The sequence below is a fragment of the Borreliella spielmanii genome (genome assembly GCF_014201705.1).
Classification (GTDB): domain Bacteria; phylum Spirochaetota; class Spirochaetia; order Borreliales; family Borreliaceae; genus Borreliella; species Borreliella spielmanii.
Map to the genome: position 1 here is coordinate 1 of NZ_JACHFA010000015.1, position 4,944 is coordinate 4,944.

The window sequence follows — 4,944 nt, forward strand, 5'->3', positions numbered from 1 at the left end:
ACAATATTATCTTTTTCTGTAGGGCTATTTACCCAATTTTTTATGTTAGACAACGCTTCTTTAAAGATACTGTAATAATAAAGCCTATCCTTTTTTTGTTCTTGCTTTATATCTTTTTTCTGAATTTGATCAATCTCTTTTTTTTGTTCCTTTTTTTGTTCTTGCTTGACATTAACTTGCTTGTTAGGTGTAGAATTCTCGTTTTCATAATTATTGTAATTAAGTGCTGCATCAGTATCCACTTCACTTTTTATGTTAAGATGTCCCACTAAAGCGTACCTTTTGAAATAAGTAATAGCTGAGCCAACTTGTTGTGGTATTGAATTATTTTTAGACCCATCTATATGAATTCGTGTATCAAAAGACTCTTCATACTCAGCACTTGTGCTGTAGAATGTGGTCCTAATATAATCAAATATACCGTATTGACCCTCTTTAGAAATTGGATTTTGCTCAAAATCAAGCTCCAAATTATGCTTTTTAATAACGTTGTATATTTCTTCTACTATGTCATTGAAATTCTGATATTTGTATCCATATCCCTTATTTATAAGACTTTTGTCAATACCCGGCAAATTCATTCTTAGAGTTTGCATATCTTTTCTGAATTTAATTTTTGCTTGAATATCATTTTGTATATCTTGGTTTTTTTCTATGTTTGTCATTTTAGATGACCTCCTTTGATAGTTAATAATAAATATATAGCAAAAACTATTTTTGCCAACTTTTTTACAAAAATTTTTTACAAAAAAAGTGGGCCTTAACCAAACTCTCTTTACAAAGAATCTCGTTAAGATCCCACTATATTTTTATTTTTTGGAAATTACTATCAAAGGTAGTCGCAAATGTCAATATTTAAACAACTACGTCATTTGTAGTTTAGCCCATTTTAAAATTAAAATCAATTTATTTTTACCGAATTACAAAAAAGTGTATTAAATTAATGAGATTAATAATTAGAATTTAATATTTTTTGGGGAAAGTATTTACTTTTAAATCAAAATTATGCATTATATTATTTATAATGATTATTAACTATCAGAGGAGGTTGACGATTATGTCAATATCAGCCAATAAAAAAAAGCCAAATTGCCACAATAAATTACAACGTAAATTAATAGTTCTTATCTCAACACTAGCCTACATAAACACTAAATATAAGAAATATACACAAAAAACCATACTCTATTACTTTAATGAAAATCTAAAAAGAAATGGTCAAGCTCCTACTACATTAAGAACACTGCAAAAATATCTTTACAAATTAGAAAGAGAATTTAAAGTAACAACCAACTACTACAAACATTTGGGTGTAAATTTTGGCACTGAAATTTACTATCACCTTAATTATGAAAAAAATGTATGCCACTTTAAAATCAACCAATACTTTCAAGAAAAAATGCACTCTAGATTTAAATCTAGAGTGCATAACTACCTTAAAGACAAATCTCTAAAAAAGGGTAATGTAGAGTTGGAGGAGTGTTTATATAATAAAAATAATATAAAAGAAGAAAGAAATTCTAATAAAATAGAAGAATATAAAAAAATAAAGTATTTCAATAAATGTAACTTTTCAAATAAAAAAACTCTTTTGGATTTATTAAAATTAGATATTAGTACAAATTTGGCAATTGAAATATTTAAAACCGTCAAAAGATATGAAAATAGTTTAACAAAAAGCAAACATATTTCTTTTAATAAATCTTGCTATAAAGATAAGCAAAATAAATTAAAAGAAATTCTAGAAAATATTCAAAAAGAATTAGAAGAAAAAGGGTACAATTTAGAACAATTGAAAATAAATATCCAAAAAATATATGAAATTTACAAAAATAAACCCCATTTTATTATTGAACATCAGAAATATAGCGATTTAAGTGCAATAAAACGCAAATTGGAAAAATTAATTGAATTAAAAAAAGAAAACCCACAAAAAGATTATCAAAATATAAAAACATATATTTTCAATATTCTTATTGATAAACTGAAAGAAAAGACAAATATTAAATTTCTCAAGCCAATTATAAAAACTTATTTGAATAGCAAAAAGAAATTAGAATATAATAAAGTATTTGATACGTATTACTATGAATTATTAGAGCTGATAAAAAATGAAAATAATTCTTTAATGTTAAAAGAAGTTGTATAAGGATTAAACATGGAAAGTGCGCCAGAAACTATTAAAAAAGGAAAATGTAAAGTAGAATGCCAAAATAAAGAAAGATTTATTTTGATCGAAAAAGAAAATGGTAAAGCCATGTACCATACAAAGATAATGATGGACGTTTATAAATTTGGAGTTTATGAGAAAAAACATGAATTTAGAGTGTCATTAAGGGCATTGTTTAATGGAGAAAGAATTGTTGAAGAAACACATTTATACCCTATTAAAGAAGGGGACAAATTTATTGGAATTTTTTACGGGTTTAGAAAACCTATAAAAAAGGCTATTGTAAAGTATCAATTAAATGGGAATAGAAAATCTTATGGATTTGCAAGAGCATATTATATGGAAGTTAGATTTAAAGCAGGAAGTGTTTTTTTCTACTTTAAGGGATTATACCGCTTGCTAGATAAACAGCGAATAAATAATCACTACAACAAAATATTATTTAGTATGTTTACAGATTTAGAAAAACAAATATATGAATTTTATGGGAAAAAATACCCCGAACAAGGACCGTTAACAAAATGGATACTAAAAAACCTAAAATAATAACAATTGCGTCAATTAAGGGCGGTGTTGGCAAAAGCACAAGTGCGATAATTTTGGCGACTTTATTATCAAAAAATAATAAAATTCTTTTAATTGATATGGATACTCAAGCATCAGTTACTAGTTATTTTTATAAAACACTAATAGAAAGTGAATTTGATTTACTTGAAAAAAATATATATGAGGTTTTAAAAGGAAATCAATTAATAAATGATGTGATTATCAATGTTGATAGTGGACTTGATTTATTGCCGAGCTATTTAAGTTTACATACTTTTAGTGAAGAGCCTTTGCCATATAAGGAACATAGGTTAAAAGATAGTTTTAAATATTTAAAATTTAAATATGACTTTATCATACTTGATACAAATCCTCATTTAGATTCTACATTGTCCAATGCTTTAGTTGTCAGTAAGCACGTTATAGTCCCAATGACTGCAGAGAAATGGACTATTGAGAGTTTACAACTATTAGAGTTTTTTACAGATAAATTAAAACTTAAACCAAAAGTATTTTTATTTGTAACAAAATTTAAAAAAAATAAAACGCATAAAGATTTATTGGAAATATTACAAAAAAAAGAAAAGTTTTTAGGGATAATATCAGAGCGTGAAGATTTAAATAGGAGAATAGCAAAAAACGATAGATTTGATCTAGATAGAGATTATATAAAGGAGTATGTTAGCGTTTTAAATAATTTTATTTCAAAAATATGAAATTTGTCCGATAGTTGGATAAATTTTCTTAACAAAAAATATAGGAGGTTAATTATGGATGCAGGAATAAAAATAAACGATAGAGTAATATCAAAAAAAGAAGCAAAAAAGGAATTAAGCAATAAAGATGAAATATTAAAACATTATAATTTATTAAAAGAACGTTTAAAATCTAATTTCCAAAAGGAAATTTATAATAAGATAGAAAGCATGAAAATTTTAAAAGAAATAAAAGATAATGAATATTATAAGCTTGATGGTTATAAAACTTTTGATGCTTTTATAAAAAATTATAAGTTAGCTAAAAGCCAAACTTATGAATATTTAAAGATAGCATCAGCTATAGAAAATGGTGTTATAGAAGAGCTTTTTTTATTAGAAAATGGGATTAAGGAAACTATAATCTTTTTAAGAAATAGTAATTCAGATACGATTAAAAAGTCTAAACAAAATCCAATAAAACCATTAAGATTTCAACTTAAAAGTAAAGAAAGTTACGATTTTTACAAAAGTAATGCCAAATTCACGGGGTTTTTATTAGATGAACTTTTTGAAAGTCAAAGAGATTTAGTTAATAAACTTTTAAAAAGATATAAACAATTAAAAGGATAGTAAGGGGATTTTATGAATAATTTGGCTTATAGAACATATAATATAGAAAGTATAAAAAATGAGTTTTTAAACATAGGGTTTAGTGAGGAGGCAATAGATTTTGTTTTTCTTCATAACGATAATTACAACTTTGAATATTTAAAAGAGAAAATAATCGATGTAGAGAAGACTTTACGAAAAGATATATCTAATTTAGATATTAAGATTGATACCGTAGAAAAGAATTTACAAAAAGATATATCTAATTTAGATATTAAGATTGATACTGTAGAGAAGGGTTTAAATACTAAAATAGATAGTGTAGAGAAAAATTTACAAAAAGATATATCTAATTTGGATACTAAAATAGATAATATAGAAAAGGGTTTAAATACTAAAATAGATAGTGTAAATACCAAGATAGATTTTGTAGAGAAGAATTTAACCATTAAGATAGATAGTTTAGACACCAAGATAGATAGTGTTAAAAGCGAACTTACTAATAAGATAGATAGTGTAAGTGCTAAGATAGATAATGAAGTAAAGAATTTAAGAAAAGATCTTAATACTGGAAACAGACTAATCCATTTTATGATATTAACAGCTGCAATTCTAGGTCCAATATTAAATGCTTTATTTATGAAATATTTACAATTCATCAAATGATGAATAACACATAAATTTTTTTTCAAGCATTATATTATAATGCTAATGGGTATTACCAAAAAGAAACATTTTATTTTTGATCTATTCTAAAATAGAACTTATTTAAACTTTTTAACAAAAAGAATTTAAATAAGTTATTTTTTTGTAAAAAGACAAATTGATTTTAATCCTAAATTAAATTATATTTAATTTGTTGAATTATTTTTATTAAAATAAGTTCAGTTAAGTACCCCCACTTTATTAGGTTCTTTAACA

6 protein-coding genes are annotated in these 4,944 nt (G+C 24.5%); 5 read left to right on the top strand and 1 reads right to left on the bottom strand.

Annotated elements, in window-relative coordinates; genetic code table 11:
- On the bottom strand, nt 1-665 hold a 665-nt coding region (locus tag HNR35_RS05420), incomplete at its 3' end, for an ERF family protein (protein WP_183224453.1).
- A 392-nt stretch (nt 666-1,057) separates the two neighbouring features.
- Here HNR35_RS05420 and HNR35_RS05425 point away from each other — a divergent pair.
- The 5 genes from HNR35_RS05425 to bdr are packed head-to-tail and all read left to right on the top strand — an operon-like array spanning nt 1,058 to nt 4,689.
- Complete coding sequence (locus HNR35_RS05425; protein ID WP_183224455.1) at nt 1,058-2,149, top strand: plasmid maintenance protein; 1,092 nt, start codon at nt 1,058-1,060, stop codon at nt 2,147-2,149.
- Between the two features lie 9 nt (nt 2,150-2,158).
- The gene (locus HNR35_RS05430) at nt 2,159-2,716 is read left to right on the top strand and encodes a DUF226 domain-containing protein (protein WP_183224457.1); all 558 of its coding nucleotides are present in this window, start codon (nt 2,159-2,161) and stop codon (nt 2,714-2,716) included.
- A complete protein-coding gene (locus HNR35_RS05435; protein WP_183224458.1) occupies nt 2,692-3,432 on the top strand; it encodes a ParA family protein in 741 nt (246 codons plus the stop codon). Before HNR35_RS05430 ends, HNR35_RS05435 begins: the two co-directional genes overlap by 25 nt.
- A 54-nt stretch (nt 3,433-3,486) precedes the next feature.
- On the top strand, nt 3,487-4,044 hold the full coding sequence (locus tag HNR35_RS05440; protein WP_183224460.1) for a chromosome replication/partitioning protein: 558 nt from the start codon (nt 3,487-3,489) through the stop codon (nt 4,042-4,044).
- 12 nt (nt 4,045-4,056) lie between these two features.
- Nucleotides 4,057-4,689 carry a Bdr family repetitive protein gene (gene bdr / locus HNR35_RS05445; RefSeq protein WP_183224462.1) on the top strand — a complete coding sequence of 211 codons (633 nt, stop codon included), beginning with the start codon at nt 4,057-4,059 and terminating at the stop codon, nt 4,687-4,689.
- Nucleotides 4,690-4,944 lie beyond the last annotated feature (255 nt).